Annotated in this window: 7 protein-coding genes; 3 read left to right on the top strand and 4 right to left on the bottom strand. The window is 74.7% G+C overall.

All coding sequences use genetic code 11. From position 1 onward, the window contains the following. Nucleotides 1-47: 47 nt before the first annotated feature. From C3492_RS05240 to C3492_RS05230, 3 genes are all read right to left on the bottom strand, one after another. Nucleotides 48-4,316 (bottom strand): carboxypeptidase regulatory-like domain-containing protein, encoded by a 4,269-nt coding sequence (locus C3492_RS05240; protein WP_103810544.1) that lies wholly within the window; start codon nt 4,314-4,316, stop codon nt 48-50. A gap of 379 nt (nt 4,317-4,695) precedes the next feature. Then, nucleotides 4,696-6,096 (bottom strand): CHASE3 domain-containing protein, encoded by a 1,401-nt coding sequence (locus C3492_RS05235; RefSeq protein WP_103810543.1) that lies wholly within the window; start codon nt 6,094-6,096, stop codon nt 4,696-4,698. A 231-nt stretch (nt 6,097-6,327) separates the two neighbouring features. Next, nucleotides 6,328-10,122: a kelch repeat-containing protein gene (locus C3492_RS05230; RefSeq protein WP_181140210.1), complete on the bottom strand. Its 3,795-nt coding sequence runs from the start codon at nt 10,120-10,122 to the stop codon at nt 6,328-6,330. A gap of 284 nt (nt 10,123-10,406) precedes the next feature. Between C3492_RS05230 and C3492_RS05225 the strand changes: the two genes are divergently transcribed. After that, on the top strand, nt 10,407-10,967 hold the full coding sequence (locus tag C3492_RS05225; protein ID WP_258055501.1) for a DUF6069 family protein: 561 nt from the start codon (nt 10,407-10,409) through the stop codon (nt 10,965-10,967). A gap of 31 nt (nt 10,968-10,998) precedes the next feature. On the opposite strand, the gene C3492_RS05220 is transcribed toward C3492_RS05225, so the two are convergent. After that, nucleotides 10,999-11,676 (bottom strand): acyl carrier protein, encoded by a 678-nt coding sequence (locus C3492_RS05220; protein WP_181140209.1) that lies wholly within the window; start codon nt 11,674-11,676, stop codon nt 10,999-11,001. A gap of 827 nt (nt 11,677-12,503) precedes the next feature. Between C3492_RS05220 and C3492_RS05215 the strand changes: the two genes are divergently transcribed. Further along, entirely contained in the window at nt 12,504-15,251 is a 2,748-nt protein-coding gene (locus C3492_RS05215) for an AAA family ATPase (protein WP_308461124.1), read from the top strand. Nucleotides 15,252-15,952: 701 nt separating this feature from the next. After that, nucleotides 15,953-18,670 (top strand): AAA family ATPase, encoded by a 2,718-nt coding sequence (locus C3492_RS05210; RefSeq protein WP_103810539.1) that lies wholly within the window; start codon nt 15,953-15,955, stop codon nt 18,668-18,670. Nucleotides 18,671-18,835 lie beyond the last annotated feature (165 nt).

The raw sequence follows: 18,835 nt of genomic DNA, 5'->3' as shown, positions 1-18,835 counted from the left end.
GCTCCGTGGGGCCGCCGGTGTGCGGACGGCCCCACGGCCGGGAACGGTTACCGCCGGGCGAGCGTGATGTCGGCCGTGAACTCGGCGGCGCCGTGCGCCCGGACGGTGCGCCGCACCGTCCGATGGCCCTCCGCGCTCACGGTGAGGCCGACCGCGCGGTCCGCGTCCGGCAGCCACACCTCGTAGCGGCCGTCGAGCGCGGTGCGCAGGGTGTGCGCGCCGCCGCCGGCCGTGACGCGGACCGTGGCTCCGGCCAGCGGTCCCGTCGTGCCGCCCGGCCGGGCGGCGGTCACGGTGCCGGTGAGCCGGAGCGCGCCGTGCGGCGGCACCACGGTCAGGGTGACCGGGACGGCCACGGACCCGTACGGGCCGTCGGAGTCGACGACCAGGCGCGCCTGGTGGACGCCCGCGTCGGCGGGTCCCATCGCCGTGGCGTCGGCGGTGACGGTCAGACGTACCGTCCGCCCCGGTGCGACGGTCCGGGCGGCGGCCTTCTCGCTCAGCCACGGGACGTCGCCGTGCGGTGCGTCCCAGCCGGGCAGCACCTGGGCGGCGGTCTGGGTCACGCGGTCCGAGGACTGCCCGCCCAGGACGTACCAGCCCGGTGCGGAGGCCGCCGCGTACAGCGGCTGCGGGAGGTTCGGCAGCGCGGTCCAGGCGTCGGTGGACGGGTCGTAGGCGTAGGCCTCGTTGGTCATGGCGCCCGCCGAGACCAGCACGCCGCCGCCCATGAGCAGCCGGCCTCCCGCCGCGGCGCCCGCGGCGCCCCAGACGTCGGCAGGCGGGTCGGCGATCGGCGTCCAGCGGCCCTTGGCGGGGTCGAGGGCGTAGCCGACCGCGGTCGCCCTCGGGAAACCGCCGTCGGCCTGATAGACGCCGCCCGCGCAGTACAGGGTCCCGTCGGCGGTGCCGCACGTCGTCCAGGACGTCGGTGTCGGGTAGGCGGGGCCGCGTGACCACGAGTCGGTCGCCGGGTCGTAGACCTGGACGTCACCACTGCCGCAGGAGAACTGCGCGCAGCCTCCGATCACGTACAGCTTGTCTCCGACGACCGCCGCGCCGGGGCTGCCGTAGGCGACGGGCGCGTCGGCGATCGTCGACCAGGTGTCGGTCGCCGGGTCGTAGACCTCACCGCCCGCGATGGGCTGCCCCGCGGAGTCCTTGCCGCCCGTCACGTACAGCTTGCCCCGGATGAACCCGGCCGCCGCTCCGAAGCGCTTGGTCACCGCGGGAGCCAGGTCCTTCCAAGTGGCCGTGTCCGGGTCGTAGGAGCGCAGGGAGTTGGTCAGCCAGCCGTCGGGGGTCTGGCCGAGGCCCGCGTACAGGATGCCGTCGTGGGTGGCCGCGACGCCTCCGCTCGTGGCCTGGGGAAGGTCCGTGACCGGTTTCCACGCCTGGTCGGTGGGAAGGCCGGCGGCCGTTCCCCTGGCGGCCCGCGGGATGTCCAGCGGGCCGACCCCGGTGGCGGAGCGCTTGCGGGGCGCCCCGGCCGGCGAGGCGGGCGCGCTCCCTGCGACGTTCTGTTCCCCGACGGAGAGGGTGGCGGGCGCGCCTCCGGTGTTCCGCAGCTTCACGGTGACGGTCTTCCGGCCGCCCCAGGGCACGGTGACTGCGACGGCGGACGGCTTCGCCTCCAGCAGGGAGGGGTGCAGACGGAAGTCGGCCGTGGTCACGGCATCGGCCTTGACCCGTACCGTCGAGGTGACCGCCGGGTAGCCGAATCCGGCGAGGTCCGCGGTGAACTCCTGTCTCCCGGTGCGGGAGGAGAAGGCCCAGTACAGTCCGTCGCCCACGGTGGCGTCGCCGGGCGAGGCGACGCTGCGGCCACTGTCGGCGGGTACGGCGCGGGCGGCGACGGTGGCGCCGAGGACGCCGGTCCCGGTGTTGGCGTCCGTCACCCGTCCGGTGAGCAGGCCGCCCGGCACAGTGTCCAGCGAACGGGTACCGAGGGCCACGTTGTCCAGCTGCCAGAAGCCGGTCAGCGAACCGCTGTAGTGGAAGCGGACGCGCACGGACGGCTTGCCCGCGTAGGCGGTGAGCGCCACGGTCTCGTGCGCGGGGCCGTTGACGACGTCGGTCGTGTGCCAGACGGTGTCCCAGGTGTGGCCGCCGTCGGTGCTCACGTCGACGTCGGCGGTGGGGTCGCTGAAGCGGTAGGTGCCCGGCAGCGCGGTGTCGAACTCCAGCCGTGGCTGCGTGAGCGCGGAGAAGTCGTAGGCGGGACTGACCAGTTCGCTGTCGACCGGAGCCCAGCCGAGGGCGTAGTCGTCGACCTCCGCGAAGCGGCCGTCACCGCCGGTCTGGTTGCCTCGGTTGAGGGGGTCGCCGAACTCCCAGCCGCCCGCGTCGGTGTGATTGACGACGCTCCAGCCCTCGGGCGTCGCCGCCTCGGCGAAGGACTGGAGGCCGCCGCCGTGGTAGGTGACGGCGTAGCCTGGCGGCAGGGTGCCGGTGCCGGTCAGCGGCAGGGAGAGGTCGGCGGTCCGCGCGGTGGCACCGAGGGCGACCGTGGCGGTGGCGGGCCGGTAGCCGGGGTACAGGGCGGTGGCCTTCAGGGTGTACGTCGCGTCACGCGGCAGCCGGATCGAGTAGTGACCGGTGGCCGGGTCGGTGAAGGCGGTGCCGGGCACGCCGTCGACGGTCAGCCGGGCGTACACGCCCCAGCCGTGCCCGCCGCCGTCGCGGACCGTGCCGGAGACGGTCTGGGTGGGCACGGCGGCCAGGGCGGCGTCGGCGCTCACCCGCGCGCCGTCGGCGACCTCGACCTGGCCGAAGTCCTTGTCGGCGTAGCCGAAGGCGCTCACGGTCAGCCGGTAGGTGCCCGCCGGGGCGACGAGCGACCAGGTGCCGTCGTCGCCGGCCGAGGCGTGGTAGTCACCCAGTCGTACGGCGGCTCCGGGCACCGGTTTCCCGGTGGCCCGGTCGGTGACCTTGCCCGAGACGGTGCCGTGCGGGCCGGGCTGGAACGCGGCGAGGCCGTTGGGTGTGCCCAGTCCGGTGGGGCCGTCGTAGCCGGGACCGGCGGTACAGCTGGGCGCGGGATCGCACCGGGGCGTGGTACCGAATCCGCACAGCCCCGCGTCGGGGCAGCTGGCGTTGTCGCCGTCGGTGACGTCGTGGAGCGCGCCCGGCGTCTGGTACGGGTAGGAGGCGGGGTAGGTTCCCTCGACGGGGGTGCCGGCCAGGGCGTAGACGCCGGCGATGATCGGCGCGGACGCGCTGGTGCCGCCGTAGACGTTCCACCCGGCGTCGGAGAAGCTGTTGTAGACCGCGACCCCGGTCGCGGGATCGGCGACCGCGCTGACGTCGGCCACCGACCGGCCCGTGCAGCCCGTCTCCGGCTGGAAGGCGGGCCTGGGCTCGGCCTGGGAGCAGCCCGAGCCGGTGGCGCCCCAGTGCTGTTCGCCCGAGGCGGAGGTGGTGACGGTGTTCCAGACCTTCTCGGACCAGCCGCGGGCACTGCCCGGGCTCCGGGTGAGCGAGGTGCCCCCGACCGATGTCACGTACGGCGAGGAGGCCGGGTAGCTCACCCCGTAGCCGTTGTCGCCGGAGCTGAACAGCACGGCTGTGCCCGGGTGGTCGAAGTAGGCCTTGTCGAGGGCCTGGACGCTCTCGTCCTCGGAGTAGGAGCCGTAGGAGTTGGAGACGTAGCGGGCGCCCAGCGCGACCGCTGTGTTGACGGCGCCGCCCAGGTCGTCGGTGTAGGCGCTGTCGGCCTCGACGAGGAGGATGTGCGCCTTCGGGGCTATCGCGGACACCATGTCGAGGTCGAGGGATATCTCGCCGGCCCAGCCGTCGTCGGGCGCGGGGTACTCGGTGCCGCCGCGCTGGTCCGTCTTGCGGAAGCAGCCGTTGTCGGTGGTGCAGGCCGGGAGGCCGTACTGCGCCCGGTAGGTGGCGAGGTCCTGTTCGGCCTGGGGGTTGTCGTACGCGTCCACGATCGCGATGGTCGCGCCGGCGCCGCCGTCCGCTGGCAGGTCGTAGGCGGAACGCAGGTCGGCGGGGCCGTATCCGTCGGGTGTCGCCTGACCGCCGGCCTGGACCCGCGCGGTGGGGACGTCGGTGCGGCGGACGCCGAAGCAGCCGAACTGGCCCGGCTTCGGGGTGCCGCACAGGGCTTCGGTCGCGGGCCTGGCCGTGCCGGACGTGGCGGCGACGGCCTCGGCCGGCGACGGGAGCTGGACGGCGAGGGCGGTCAGCAGCGCCGCCGCGGCGGTGCCGACGGCCCGGCGCCATGGCCGGACCGGCGGGGGGGAGACGGCAGAACCGGGTCTGGCGCGGCCGGGGAATGGCCGGGCCGCAGGGGGTGTCCGCACAGGGCAACTCCGGAATGGAAAGGGCAGCAGGCAGCGGGCGCCTGGCCTGACATCGTTGTCGGCGAGTCGTGTCCCGCGATGGACAGAAGATCGCCCGGCCGGGCGGACCGGTCAATGCCACCGGGCTGGCGTCTTGACGCCGTGTCGTATTCACGCCTCTGTGACCGGGGGCTCACCGGGGGGCCGCGTGCCGTCCGGAGCGGGAGGGGCGGGACGGGAACGGACAACGGCGACGCTGTGCCCGCTCCCGGCCGACGTACAGCGGCGCACCGCACCGCCTCGGCGGCGGTGCCGACGGGAACGACGCCCTGGCGCGGGTGCCGCCGTCATGGCTCGGGGCCGCGCCGGGACGGAACGACGGCCGGGGTGCCCCAGGTCCTCAGGCCGTGACGGGGATCCGCACCAGGATCGACGTGCCCTCGCCGGGGGGCGACTCGATGGACAGCGTGCCGTCGAACGCGGCCACACGGTCCGCCAGTCCGGTCAGGCCGCTGCCGGCCGCGGCCCCCGCCACGCCGCCGACACCGTCGTCGGCGACCCGTATCCGCAGGATGTCGCCGGTCAGCTCCAGGGAGATGTCGATCTGGGACGCCTGAGCGTGTTTGACCGCGTTCGTCACGGCCTCGGCCACGATGAAGTAGGCGTTGGACTCCACGGCGGAGGCGAACCGCCCGTCGCACGCGTTGTCGACGACTACGGGGACCGGGCACCGGGACGCCAGGTCCGCCACCGCTCCCGCCAGCCCCTTGACCGTGAGGGTCAGCGGATAGATGCCCCGGGCGAGTTCCCTCAGTTCGTCGATCGCGGTCTGGGCGTTGGTGATCGAGTCCTCCAGCAGCTCGGTCGCGGTGGTCTGCTCGTCGGGAAGCATCTCGCGCGCCAGCCGCAGACCGATCATCAGGCTCACGAGTCGCTGCTGCGCCCCGTCGTGCAGATCACGCGCCGTGCGGCGGTGCACCTCCTCGACGCTCTGCATGACGCGCCTGCGGCTGTCCTGCAACGAGGCCGCCATGGAATTGAACGAGGTGCCGAGCGCGCCGATCTCCGCCACCTTGCTGGGCGTGATCCGGGTGGCGAGGTCGCCGTCCGCGAGCCGCTGCGCCGCGGCGGCGGCGGCGCGCACCGGCCGGACGACGGCACGGTGCTGGAGCACCGTGAAGGCCGCCACCAGCGCGGTCGACGCCGCGAGGCCCAGGCCCGCGGCGACCACGGCCCGGTGCCCGTTGGCCCCCGCGGCGTCCTCGCGCGCCGCGAGCTGCGTGCGCTCGTCGGCCGTGTACCGGTCGAACTGGGCGCGCAGCGCGTCGACCCGCCGCTTGCCCTCGTCCGTCTCCGCCGGTCCGGAGGCGGCGGGGTCACCCCGGCGGACCGCCTCGACCAGGGGGACCGAATAGTCGTCCAGATAGGACCGGACGCCGCGCGCGATCTGCGCGGCGGTGCGTCGCTGACCGGCCGAGGTGGTGCTTTCGGTGAACCGCCGCGTCTCGGCCGGGAGACTCTTGCGCGCCTCGTTCCACGGCTGGAGGAACTGCTCCTGTTTGGTGATCACGAAGCCTCGCTGGCCCGTCTCCAGGTCCAGCACGAGCTGCTCCATGGTTCCCGCCTCGACCAGGGCAGTCCGGGAGGCCCGCCGCGCCGAGGTCGAGTCGTTGGCGTCGTCGATCGCCCAGAGCAGGACGGCGAAGGCGACACCGATGAGCAGGGCGAGCAAACCACTCGCCGCGATCGTGAGGCTGGTCAGCCCCAGTCGCCGGCCCGAGTACCACCGTCGCACCCTCATGCTCCGCCCAGTGATGAAGAGGTTGGGAACGCCGCGCGCTTTCAGTAAGTAACGTATCTATCTTTGATGGACAGCGCATCAAGATACATAACTGAATACGCTCTGGACAGGTGCCGTCACGGAGTGAGCCATGACCACACCGGCCCGCCTGAGTTGTGCGCGACCTGGTTGTGCGCCCGGCCGCACCGCCGGACACACGGACGTGTCCGGCGGTGCGGCCGTGTTCCTGCGTCAGCCCCGGGAAGCACTCCGCGGCACGACCCGCAGGCGGACCGGGACGTCCGGCACCCAGTACGGCCCGTCGGTGGCCAGGGCGACGGACGCCGTCCAGTCGCCCGTACCCTCCAGCCGGCGCGCGTCGAGCGTCACGGTGAGGGTCGCCCTGCCGCCCGGACGGAGCGTCAGGCGGTGCGGGGTCTCCGCCAGCCAGGGCACGTCGGTCTCGGTGCGGTCGTAACCGGGCAGGAGGATCGCCGTGGACACGGGGATGGGGAAGCGGACCTCGCGGCTTCCGCCGACCCGGTACAGGCCCGGTGCGCCGCCGCCGCGGTACACGGCGCTCGGGGCGTCCGGGAGCGCCGTCCAGGTGTCGCTGCCGGGGTCGTACGCGTAGCCCTCCGCGGTGAGGACGCGGTTGACGCCGACGCGCTTGAAGCCGCCGGAGACGAGCAACTGTCCGTTGGCGGCGGCGTAGGTGCCGGTCGCCAGGCCGACCGGCATGGCGGCGATGGGCTGCCAGCTGTCGGAGGCGGGGTCGTAGACGTAGCCGTCGCCGGTCTCGACGTAGTCGTGGATGCCGCCCGCGCAGTACAGCCGTCCGTCGACGGCGCCGCAGTTGGCCCAGCTGATGGTCTGCGGGTAGGCGGCGGCCCGGGACCAGGAGCGCGCGCCCGGGTCGTAGACGTACACCGAGTCCGAGCAGTCCGTGTTCGTGCAGCCGCCGACCACGTAGAGCCGCCCGTCCAGCACAGCGCTCGCCGCGCCGTAGTGCCCCTCCGGGATGTCCGGGCCCTTCGACCAGCGGCCGGTGGCCGCGTCGAACACCTGGGTCGTGCGGCTCACGGTCTCCTGGGGACCCCAGCCGCCCACCGTGTACAGACGGCTGCCGATGAAGCCGTGCGCGGTGGCCTGCCGCGGCTCGGGCGCGGACGGGCCGCGCTGCCAGGCGCGGGTCGCGGGATCGTAGACGTACAGGTCGGCGGTGGGCTCCTGGCCGTCGGAGCCGAGGGCGGAGTAGAGCCTGCCCTGGTAGGTGCCGACGGCGTTGTCCATCACGGCGGCGGGCAGGTCGGGCAGGGCCCGCCAGGCGGTGCCCGGGGCCTCAGAACCCGGCGCGGTGCCGGTGCGCTCGCCGACGTGGACGGTCAGCGGCGCGGTGCCGGTGTTGCGCACCGTCACCTTCCGCACGACACGGCCGCCTCGCGCGGTGGTCGCGTCGATCCGGGTCGTGCCGACCGCGAGCCGGCCCGCCCTGAGGACGAACGGGGCCTCGGTGACCCGGTCCGCGGGCACGGTGACGGTCCGCGTGGCCCCGGTGTAGGACGGCTTGGCCGCCGTCGCGGTGGTCCGGCCACCGCCGGGGACGAACAGCCGGTAGTAGCCGTCGCCCGCGCGCGGGTCGCCGGAGGCCGCCGCGGTCGGCGCGCTCGCGCCGCCGGTGCGGACCACGGCGCCGATCAGCCCCTTGCCGGTGTTGGCGTCGGTGACCGTGCCGGTGAGCACACCCCCGGCCACGGGTGTGGCCACCCGCTCGGTGACGGTGACGTCGTCCACGGCCCAGAACAGGCCGGGACCGGTGAAGTGGAACCGCACCCGTACCGCGTCCTCGCCGGCGTAGTCGGTCAGCGGGATCTCCACCCGGCCGCTCGTCCACAGCTGGTCCTGGTGCCACACCGTGGTCCACGTGCGGCCGTCATCGGCGCTGACCTGCACCTCGCCCTTCTGCTCCGCCGATCCCTCGTAGTCGGTGTCGAAGCTGAGCGCCGGGTCTCCGGTGCGGCCGAAGTCGTACGCGGGACTGATCAGGGAGGTGTCCAGGGCACTCCCGGCGTGGTCGGCGTCGGCGACGGCGAAGCCCCCCGAGCCGCCGGTGGTGTTCCCCCGGCCGCCGGGATCGTCGAACGTCCAGCCCGGAGTGCCGGTCACGCTCCAGCCGGCGGGCGGCCCGGAACCGCCGTCGAACGTCTCGCTGCCGACGGTGTCCGCCTTCACGGTGTACGCCGGGTCGTCCTCGGCCCACGTGTCCACGGGCAGGGCCAGACCCACGGTCTGGTCCGCGCCGCCCACGGTCACCCGGCGCACGAGGGACTGGTAGTCGCTGTCGTCGCCGACCACACGCAGGGTGTACGCGTGGTCCTCGGGGAGGTCGAGGCGGTAGGCGCCGGTGACCGGGTCGGACCACACCGGGGCGCCCGGCACCCCGTCGACGGTGATCTTGGCGTGCAGTGGCCAGCCGTGCCCCGAACCGTCGGTGACGGTGCCGGAGACCCGGTGGGTGGCCAGTTTGCGCAGGCCCAGATCGCCGTTCGCGGTGCCGCCGTCGGTGAGGTGGACGTCCGTCAGGGTGCCGGTGGCGTATCCGTAGGCCGTCACCCGGACGTCGTGGTCACCGGCGGGCAGCGGCAGGGTGTAGTGGCCGTGGGCGTCGGTGGCCGTGCTGTACGGGCCGGCCGTCACCTCGGCCGCGGCGACGCCCGCGCCGGAGCCCACGTCCGTGACCGTGCCGGTCAGCGTGCCGTGCGGGCCCATGGTGAAGGCCGTCAGGCCGTCGGGGGTGCCGAGGCCGGTGGGGCCGTCGTAGCCCGGGCCCGCGGTGCAGAAGTAGGCGGGTGCGCAGGCGCCGTTGGCGCCCGTGGTCACGTCGTGCAGTCCCCGGCCTCCCCCGGCGTACGGGTAGACGGCGGGCCGGGAGCCCGCGGCCGGGGTGCCCGCGTTCGCGTACACGCCGGCGATGATCGGCGCCGAGGCGCTGGTGCCGCCGGCCACGCCCCAGCCGCCGGTCTCGCCGAAGCTGTCGTACACGGCGACGCCCGTGTCCGGGTCGGCCACGGCGGAGACGTCGGCGACGGTGCGCCCCGGGCAGCCGGTGTCCTGCTGGAACGCCGGCTTGGGCTCGTACCGGGAGCAGCCGGAGCCCGTGCCGTTGCCGTCGTGGTCCCACACCGACTCCGACCAGCCGCGCGCGGCGTCCGGGTCCTTGGTGAGCGTGGTGCCGCCGACCGCGGTGACGTTCGGGGAGGCGGCCGGGTACGAGACGCCGTAGCGGAAGTCGCCGGAGGAGGCGACGACGGCGACGCCCGGGTGGTCGTAGTGGACGTCGGCCGCCGACTCCGCCGGGTCCTCCGGGAAGAACGTGTAGTTGGAGCCGTAGGAGTTGGAGACGTACCTCGCGCCGAGCGCGACCGCCTGGTCCACGGCCGCGCCCAGGTCGTCGATCGTGGCGGTGTCCGCCTCGACCAGCAGGATGCGGGCCCTGGGCGCCACGGCGGAGATCATGTCCAGGTCGAGGGAGATCTCGGAGGCCCAGCCGGAGTCGGGCTCCGGGTAGTCGCTCCCGCCGCGCTGGTCGGTCTTGGTGAAGCAGCCGTTGGCGGTGGTGCAGGGCGGCAGCCCGTACTGGGCGCGGTAGACGGCGAGGTCGGCCTCGGCGTTCGGGTTGTCGAAGGCGTCGACGACGGCGATGGTGGCCCCGGCGCCGCCGTCGGCGGGCAGGCCGTAGGCGCCGCGCAGGTCGGCCGGCCCGTAGCCCTGGGGGTCGTCCGCCGCCCCGAGCACACCCTTACGGGCCGTCAGATCAGTGCGGCGGAGCCCGAAGCAGGTGAACTCGTGCGGCTTGGGCGGGCCGCAGAGCGGTTCGGTACGGCCGTGTGAGGCGGGCGCCGCCGACTGTTTCACGGGCACCGCCCCGGTTCCCGCCTGGGCCGGGGTCACGGCCCCGAGGAGGGCCAGGACGGCGGTGGTCAGCGCGGCGGCGCCGACGGCCTGGCGTCTGCGCCGGCGTGGCCCGGCGCTTCGACGTATGAGCAAGGTGTTCTCTCTCGAGTGTGCGGTTCGGTGGTCCCGTGCGGACCACGGAGGCTTCAGCTTCGCTTGTCTTCGGCACGGGAAGATCACTGAAGAGGAGTGAAGCACCGTCGCGGCCGTGCGTCTTCCCGTTCGCCCCGTCAGGTGCGCCCGTACGGGCAATTCCCTTGGCCGGCAGGGGAGAAGGATCGCATCGGTCGCGACGACGGCGGAAGCCGAGCATGCTGGTAGCCGCGCGACACGACCGCCAGTCGACCTGACAGCAAGTCGAGTGACAGTCAGTCGACATGACAACAAGTCAACTCGGTGACGACACGTCCGAGAGGTTCCCCATGGCCGGCCCAGCTTCGTACGGCGACGTTCCCCCCTACGACACCCCGCGCGGCGGGCCCGGGTACCGGACGCCGACCGGGCCGCGGTCCGTCGCGGCCGGCCGCCTGTGGGCGACCGGGGCCGCGACGGCGGTGGTCGCCGCCCTGGTCGCGGTGGTGGCGACCATGTTCGTGCGCGGTGTCCTCGGCATCGCCGTGTTCGCACCGGAGGCGGCGGGCGCGTGGGGGGACGCCACGACGGGGTACCTCGCCGCGTGGGCGGCGGCGGGCGCCGTCGTGGCCACCGGCCTGCTGCACCTGCTGTTGCTGACCGTCGCCCGGCCGCGCGCCTTCTTCTCCTGGATCGCCGGGCTGGTGACCGTGGCGCTGGCCCTGCTGCCGTTCACCACGGACCTCGCCCTCGCCGCGAAACTGGCGACCGCCGCCGTGTTCCTGGCCATCGGCGGCACGGTCACCGGCCTGCTCACCGGCACGGCGTACAGCGTCGCGCCTGACCGGAGCCGCGAGTCCTGGTGACGTGCGGGCGCCCGTGCCCGCCGCCTTGTGATCAGACGGTGGACCAGAACCCCTCCAGCGCGGTGTTGAAGGGGGCACCGGTGTTCTGCACGGCGTGACCACCGGGGACGACCAGGCGACGGGCATCCAGTCGCTCGGCCAGGGCGTCGCTGATCCGCTCGAAGACCGGGCGCGCGCCCCCGCTGACGATCAGAACCGGGAACGGCGCCGCGCGCAGTTCCCGTACCGGAACCACCGCCTCCCACGGCCAACGGGTGTCCGGCGAGAGGCGGCGGGCGGAACGGGACAGTTCCGCGGGGAGCGGCACCGGATAACGGGTGGTGGGGTCGATCAGGGCGAACAGCCTTCGGAAGAAGGCGTCGGGGTCGGCGGGCGGGCGGGCCACCAGCCGTCGGGCGGCGCGCTCGTAGGCGTCCACGGCCTCGCTGCCGCGGGCCGCGGAACTCGCGGCGCTCTCGACCAGGGTGAGCGAGCGGACCAGCCCGGTGGGCAGGGGCAGGCCAGTGGCCTCGCGCAGCCGTTCATGCAGTTCCGTCAGCCTCAACGAGGTCAGTCCGAGGTCGCGGAACGCGGTGTCGGTGTCGACGAGCCGCCAGTCCTCGTGGCCCGCCACGGCCGCCACCGAGCTTCTCACCAGAACGTCCAGCCGCACCGGTGCCTCCCCCTCCGGGACACCCGCCGCAGCACGGCCGGTGGTGGCCGTTCCCACGTCCTGGACCACTCCCCCGTACCGAACCGCCCCCGCGGCCACTCCCCCGCCGTGCATCCCCGCGCCTGCGACCGCTTCCCCGTTCCCGGTCCCCGCGCCGTCACCGCAGCCCCCACGCCCTCGACCGCCACCGGCCTCTCGGCCCCCACCGCGCTGCCGGACCCCGGCACCGACACACCCTGCGCCGTCACCCCGACATCAGCCCTCGCACCCCGCACTGTGGCCGAGCACCGGGCGCCCGCCCCGCCCTCAGCGGCCACAGCACCCTCCGTGGCCACCTGACTGTCCGCGGCCCCGTCAGGCGCCGCCCCGTTCCAGGTCTCCTCACCGTCGGCCCCTACCATGCCGTCAGTCACCGCCCCCGGGGCCGTCACCGTTTCCGCCACACGTCCCACCGCCACGCCGTCGGCCGGCGGCACGTTCCCGGGCGCTGCCGCGTCCACGGTGTTCCGACTCGGTGAGCTCTGGCGCGACTGAGGAAAGAACCTGAACAGGAATACGCCCTCCTGCCGGGAATTCCACGGTCTCACCATCCGGACAGAGCGTGACAATTAAAGCCTGAGTCATCCCGACAATTCCCGGGCACGTCCCCAACAGCTACCACTCAGGGAACTGACAGGGAAACGGGCCGGGTTCACGCTGCGGACCGTCGACGGGAAATTCACGAGTCGGCCCCGTTCACGGCAGGCAGCACCGCATGCCGCAAACCCTGCCGTAGTACACTGCTGTGGAAAAGTTACCGGCCGCGCCGTGCACCCCAGGGGGACCTGCTCAGAACCATCCGCCCACTCGTCCACCGGTATTTTTCTGTTTCTGGCACGTTTCCCATGGAGGTGCCGGCGATGCGGCCCACCGCCGACGCACTGTTCGGTCGTGAGAACGAAATGGCTTTTCTGCACGACCGGATCGACGTCCTGTCCCGTCAGGGCGGCGCCGTTCTCGTGCACGGGGAACCCGGGATCGGCAAGACCGCGCTGCTGGAGGAGGCGGCACGGCACACAGCGCTCAGGAGAAGCCGCGTCCTCACCACGGTCGGCGTGGAGTCGGAGACGCTCCTGCCCTTCTCGGGACTGCATCAGCTCGTCTTCCCGTTCCGGGCCCTGATCGACGACCTGCCGGACACTGAGCGCGACGCCCTGCGGGCGGCGCTCGGCATCACCGACGCACCGGTCCCCGACCTCTACCTGGTGGCGCTCGCCTCGCTGAACCTGCTGGCCCGAGCCGCTGCCGGCGCCCCGCTGCTGCTCGTCGTGGACGACGTGCACTGGCTCGACGGCGCCAGCGCGGAGGTCATCTCCTTCCTCTCCCGGCGCCTGGAGTCGGAGCCGATCCTGCTGCTGGCCGCCCTGCGGGACGGCTACCCCACGCGGCTGACCCGCACCGACGTGGCGGACCTCGCGGTGGGGCCGCTCTCGGCCGAGGCGTCCGCGCTGCTGCTGGACCGGCGGGCGCCGGGCCTCGCCCGCGTGGCCCGGCAGCAGCTGCTGAAGGAGGCGGCCGGCAATCCGCTCGCGCTGACCGAGCTGGCGACGGACACCTCCGGCCGGGAGACCATCTCCCCCGACGCTCCGTGGACCCCCATGTCCCGGCGCCTCCAGGACGCGTTCACCGCGCGGCTGCGCACCCTGCCGGACGCCACCCGGCACATCCTGCTGACGGCCGCCTGCGACGACAGCCCGTCCCTCACCGAGATCCTGCGCGTCGCCTCCCTGGACCTAGCGGCACCGGCGACCGCCGCGGACCTCGCCCCGGCGGTCTCCGCCCGGCTGACCGAGGTGTCCGACGACGCCGTGCGCTTCCGGCACCCCCTGATGCGCTCGGCGATCCGGCAGGCCGCCCCGGCGGCCCGGCGGCGCCAGGTTCACGCGGCCCTCGCCCGCTGCCTGCCCGCCGGTTCAGACCGCCGGACCTGGCACGAGGCGGCGGCCACCGTCCAGGCCGACGCTCGGCTCGCCGACCGGCTGGAGGCCGCCGCGGACCGCGCCCACCGCCGTGGCGGCGCCGCCGACTCCGTGTTCGCCCTGGAACAGGCCGCCCGTCTCAGCAGCGAGCCCGGACGGCGGGTCGAACGGCTGCTCAAGGCCGCCGACCAGGCCGTGGACACCGGCCAGCAGCACCTGCTGACCCGGCTGCTGGACGCGGCGACCCCGTGGGCCACCACCCCGCAGCAGCGGGCCCGCATCCAGTGGATCAAGGGCGGCCTGGAGGACGGCATGCGCGACGCCTCCGAGGGCACGGCCCTGCTGACCCGGCTGGTGCGGACCGTCATGGCCGAGGGCGACCACGACCTCGCCGTTCGCATCCTGTGGAGCGCCGCGCTGCGCTGCTTTTGGTCCGAACCCGGCGACGCGGCCCGCCGAGACATCGTCGCCCTCGCCGACGCCCTGCCCTTCCCCGACGACGACCCCCGCATCCTGGCGATCCTGGCCTACGCCCAGCCGGTGACCAGCGGTCGCCGGGTCCTCACCCAGCTACGCCGGGCGGCCGGGCGGACGGCGGGCGACGCCCAGGCGGACCGGCTGGTCGGCAGCGCGGCCGTCCTGGTCGGCGACTTCGAGCTGGCGGCGGAACTGTCCGAGGTCTCCGTGCCCGGACTGCGTGCGCACGGCCGGCTGGGCCTGCTCGCCCGCGCGCTGGGCGCCCAGGCCTGGAGCGGCGCCCAGCTCGCCCGGCTGGACTCCACCATCCCCGTCGCCGAAGAGGCCAGCCGGCTGGCCCGGGAAACCGGACAAACGTTTCTGCACGGCATCAACGTCGCCACCGAGGCCCGTACCGCCGCGCTCCAGGGCCGGTACGACAGCGCCATGGAGCTGGCGGCGCGGGCCGAGCGGATCGGGCTGCCCGTCGCCGCCCGCCCGGTGCTCGCGACCGCCCAGATCGCGAGGGGCGTCGCCGCCATGGGGGCGGGCCGGTACGACGAGGCCCACGCGCACCTGCTGCGCATGCACGACCCGGCGGACCCCGCCCACCAGCCGGCGCTGCGCTGCTACGCCCTCATCGAGCTGGTGGACGCCGCCGTACACAGCGGGGACACCCGGCGGGCCCGGTCGGTGATCGAGGAGATGGAGGCCGCCGCCCGGCGCACCCCCTCCCCCGCGCTGCACAGCGGCCTGCGCTACGCCCGCGCGGTCCTCGCCGACGACACCGAGGCGGAGGAGCTGTTCGCGGGGGCGCTGGACGGATGCGGTCGGCCCTTCGACCGGGCCCGCGTCCAGCTCGCCTACGGGCAGTGGCTGCGCCGCCAGCGGCGGGTGACGGACGCGCGGACGCACCTGCGGGCCGCCCGCGACGCGTTCGACGCGCTGGGCACGGTTCCGTGGAGCGAGCGGGCGCGCCGGGAACTGCTCGCCTCCGGCGAGACCAGCCGCCGCCGCGAGCCCGACGCCCGCGACCGGCTGACCCCGCAGGAGCTGCAGATCGCCCGGATGGCCGCCGAGGGCCTGACGAACCGGGAGATCGGCCAACGCCTGTACCTCTCCCACCGCACGGTGAGCACCCACTTGCACCGGGTGTTCCCCAAGCTGGGCATCACCTCCCGCGCGGAACTGACATCGGTGTTCCCACCGACAGGGTGAGCACCCGGGGGGTGGCCGAGGCGGGGCTGGGGGTGGGGGTGCGGACTTGCACGGGTCCGCGGCTGGGGAGCGGGCGGGCTTGAGGCCGGCGCGGTTCGAGACCGGGGCTCAGCGGGCGGGATGGGGACTGGCGCAAGTCCGCGGCCGGGCAGCGGCCGGGCTCGGGGCTGGGGCTCCACGGCTGGGGAGCGGGCGGACTTGAGGCCGGCGCGGTTCGAAACCGGGGCTCAGCGGGCGGGATGGGGACTGGCGCGAGTCCGCGGCCGCGCAGCGGCCGCACTTACGGACTGGTCCGGGTCCAGGGCTGCGGAGCGGGTGGGCTGGTGGACCGGCGTGGGTGCGGGGGCGGGGACGGTCGGGCCCTGGAGGTGGGACGGCCGGGCACAGGACGGCGAAGGCCCGGGTACGGGAAGTGGCCGGGCACCGACGGGCGCCGGCCCCGGGCCGTGAGCGTCCGGGCGTGGGAGCCGACGGCCGGGGCCGGCACGGGACACCCAGCCGCCGGAAGCCCGCGCCTCACGTCCGGAGAGCGGCAGGCCGACGACCCAGGTCCGGGGACGTCCGGCCACCGGAACCTCCCGTCCGGGCCCCGGGAAGTTTCCCCCGGCCCCGGTGAGCCCCCGGGGGGTCCACAGCCCAGGCCCACGTGACGAACCGGACTAAACTCGGCCGGGCAGGTCACGGGTACGGGAGCGAGTGCGGTGCCATTCATCGGGCGCGACGGCCATGTCGCCATCCTGCGGGACGCCATCGACCGCGGGCGGGCCGGCTCGGGCGGTGCCCTGCTGGTGACCGGGGAACCGGGGATCGGGAAGAGCGCCCTGCTGGAGCATGTCCTCGGCTCCCTGGACGGCGGGCAGCTGCGGGTCCTCACCGCCGTCGCCACGGAGCGGAGCGCCCGTCAGCCGTTCGCCGCGCTCGCCGAACTGCTGCGGCCGGTACACGCCTTCGAGGACCGGCTGCCTCCCGGCCAGCGGGAGGTGCTGCGGCGGTGCGTCGCCCCGCACGAGGCCGAGGACGCCGATCCGTTGCCGGACACCTTCCCGGTGGCGCTCGCCACGCTGAACCTGCTGGCCGAGGCAGCGGCGAGCCTCCCCGTGCTGCTGGTGGTCGAGAACCTGCACTGGCTGGACCCGGCCAGCGCCGCCGTCGTGCCCTTCGTGGCCCGTCGGCTCGCATCCGAACCCATCGTGCTGCTGGCCACGGTGCGCGAGGGCTTCCGGGGCCCGGCGGACGACGCCGGCCTGCCCACCCTGCCGCTGGAACCGCTGGCCGCGCCCGACGCGGCCGCCCTGGTCGACGCCCAGGCGCCCGGTCTCTCCCCCGCGCTGCGCGAGCGGATCCTCGCGGAGGGCGCCGGGCATCCGCTCGTCCTGACCAAACTGACCCGGGTCGCCCGCGACGCGTACGGCGAGGCGGCGGCGTCGGCCGCGGCGCTTCCGCCCGTGACACGGGTGGAGAGCGCCTTCCGGGCCCGGCTGACCGGTCTGCCGCCGCACACCCGGCTGCTCCTGCTGATCGCCGCGGTCCACCGGGGAGGCACCGTCCCGGAGCTGGTGGAGGCCGCGCAACTGATCGCCGGTGACACCGTCCACCCCGACGATCTCGCACCGGCCGTCCGCGGCCGGCTGATCACGGTGCACGGGGGCGAGGTGCGGTTCCGGCACTCCGTCATCCGCGCGGCCGTGCTGTCCGGCGCGGGCGCGGACGAACACCGGTCGGTGCGCGCCACGGTGGCCCGCCTCCTGTCCGAGGGTCCCCGGATCCCCGCGCCGGAACCGGCCCCAGACGACGACGTGGACGCCGTACTGAAGGCGGCGGCCGGGCACACGGAACGCGGCGGTGTCCTGGCCGCGGTCGCCGCGCTGGAGGACGCCGCGCAGTTCGGCGACTGCCCGGAGCGCCGTGCCGAGTTGCTGCTGCGCGCGGCCGATCTCGCGGTCGAGTCGGGGCGTCGCGACGAGGTGGCCCGGCTGCTGGACCGGGCGGGCGCCGGCCCGCTGTCCGCGCGGCAGCGGGCCCGGGCGGCGTGGACGGCGGCCCGTTTCCACGACGACGTGCCCGAGGGCACCGACGTCGTCACGCTGATCGCACTGGCCGAGGGCGTGGCCGCCGACGGGGACGGCGCACTCGCCCTGCGCATCCTGTGGACGGCGGCGCTGCACTGCGTGTGGGTGGACGGCGACCACACGGCCGCCGGACGCGTGGCCGCGCTCGCCGCACGCCTGGAACCGGCCGGTGAGCCACTGGCACTGGCCGTACTGGCCTGCGCCGCGCCGGTGGAGCACGGTGCGCACGTCCTCGCCCGGCTCCGCCACTGGGCCGCGCATCCGAGCGGGGACGCGGTGACCGACCAGACACTGGGTACGGCCGCGGTCCTGGCCGGTGCCTTCGAGCTGGCCGCGAGCTTCTCCGCCGCCGCCCTGAACGGACTGCGTGCCCAGGGCCGGCTCGGTCTGCTGGCCAAGGCGCTGACGGTGCGGGCGTGGAGCGCCGCGCTGCTGTGCGATCCGACGGTGGCCGTCCCGTCGGCCGACGCGGCCCTCCGGCTGGCCGAGGAGACCTCTCAGCCGGTGCTCCGGGCGACGACCCGCGCCGCCCAGGCGCTCATAGCCGCGCTGGGCGGTCGGTTCGCGGAGGCCGAGGAGCTGGCCACGGAGGCGATCGGGCTCGGCGGCGCCCACCGCGCCCGCCCGGTCCTGACGACCGCCCACCTGGCGCTCGCCCAGGTCGCCGCCGCGCAGGACTGCCTGGACGGTGCCCTGGACCGGCTGCGGCAGCCGCACGATCCGGCGTCGCCCGCGTTCCACCCGTCCGCGCTGCACTACGGCCTGATGGACCTGGTGGACGTGGCGCTGCGCGCGCACCGTGCGGAGGAGGTCCGCGAGGTCGTCGCCCGTGCGGAGCAGGTCGCGGCCGTGCACCCGTCGCCGGCGCTGCACATCGGGCTGCGGTTCGCCCGCGCGGTCCTCGCCGACGACACCGACGCCGAACGCCTCTTCGCCGAGGCGCTGGCCGCCGACCTGACGCGCTGGCCCTTCGCCCGTGCCCGCACGCAACTGGCCTACGGCGAGTGGCTGCGCCGCGGACGCCGCGACACCCTCGCCCGCACCCCGCTGCGGGCCGCCCGGGACGCCTTCGACGCCCTGGGCGCGGTCACGTTCGCCGAGCGGGCCCGCCGCGAGCTGCGCGCTTCGGGCGAGGCGAGCGCGGAGGCGGTGCCCGACGTGCGGGAGCTGCTCAGCCCGCAGGAACTCCAGATCGCCCTGATGGTGGCCGAGGGACTCACCAACCGGGAGATCGGCGAGCGGCTCTACCTCTCCCACCGGACGGTCAGCAGCCACCTGCACCGTATCTTCCCCAAACTGGGCGTCACCTCCCGCACGGCCCTGGGCCGCCTCCTGCGCTCCTCGCCCTGAAGACCGCCCACGGAACCGGCGCCGGTGACTGGCGCTGGTCCTGTACTCCGACGCCGCCGAGGCCGCGGAGCACCCTCGTCTATTACGACGTAATCCCCCCCGCTGCGGATGCCTTTCCTTACCCGGGCTCCGGCACTTGCGTACCGTGCGCCTCCGCGGAGGCGC

The organism is Streptomyces sp. Ru62 (genome assembly GCF_002920615.1).
In the GTDB taxonomy this organism is placed as follows: domain Bacteria; phylum Actinomycetota; class Actinomycetes; order Streptomycetales; family Streptomycetaceae; genus Streptomyces.
Note: the sequence above shows the minus strand (reverse complement) of the source record. Positions and strands in the feature narration are given on the sequence as shown.

Coding starts and splice junctions, on each gene's coding strand:
- C3492_RS05235 (WP_103810543.1), bottom strand. CDS start 6,096: ATGAGGGTGCGACGGTGGTACTCGGGCCGGCGACTGGGGCTGACCAGC.
- C3492_RS05225 (WP_258055501.1), top strand. CDS start 10,407: ATGACAACAAGTCAACTCGGTGACGACACGTCCGAGAGGTTCCCCATG.
- C3492_RS05215 (WP_308461124.1), top strand. CDS start 12,504: ATGGAGGTGCCGGCGATGCGGCCCACCGCCGACGCACTGTTCGGTCGT.